The sequence below is a fragment of the Tenacibaculum sp. FZY0031 genome (assembly GCF_036350695.1).
In the GTDB taxonomy this organism is placed as follows: Bacteria; Bacteroidota; Bacteroidia; order Flavobacteriales; family Flavobacteriaceae; genus Polaribacter.
On sequence record NZ_JAZDVY010000024.1, the window covers coordinates 1 to 686 of the forward strand.

A 686-nucleotide genomic window follows, 5' to 3' on the forward strand; every position below is an offset into this window, starting at 1 on the left:
ATATACGCTCCTATCGTTTCCTTGCCTTCTATATAAGATACCTCAAAATCTGATCCCTCCAATACCTCTTGATACACTTCGCTACCCTCAAGTACAAAACGCGTACGTAAACTCTCATGACGGGCAACCAAGTCTTTGAAAACAGAAGACAATCGGTCTAATTCCAAGCTTGAATCCAAGCGATAAAAAGATGGCATATTGTAACTCGTTGACCCCTTATCGAACTCATACAAAAAGTACATACGCTTTTGAGCTGATGACAATACATATCGCTCCTTCTCTTCCGATCTTGGAATGCTCTTATAACTAACTCCTACCTTTTCAATACCTTCTATATAACGTGATAATGATCGAATGTCTTGATAGGTGAAGATGTCTCGAAGACTTAGACCTAAATCCAACTCCTTATTCAAGCTATTAATCAAACTTATTGCCTTTAACGAATGCCCTCCCATACGGAAAAAACTCTCTGTAACACTTAACTCTGATGCTGCAACTTGTAATATTGATGACCAAATTCCAACCAATGAGTTTTCTAACGAGCCAGAAGCAGGCACATAAGAAGCTGTTGATACTCTACTAGCTACTGGTAAACTTCTATAAGCTATCTTACCATTTGAAGTAAGTGGAAACTTCTCTAATAAAACATACACACTCGGAACCATATACTCTGGTAATACTCCTTG

At 38.3% G+C, this 686-nt stretch carries 1 protein-coding gene; it reads right to left on the reverse strand.

Going from position 1 to position 686, the window contains the following annotated elements; translation table 11 throughout:
• The coding region (locus V1T75_RS16385) for a condensation domain-containing protein (RefSeq protein WP_330489565.1) at positions 1-686 on the reverse strand (686 nt) is incomplete at both ends.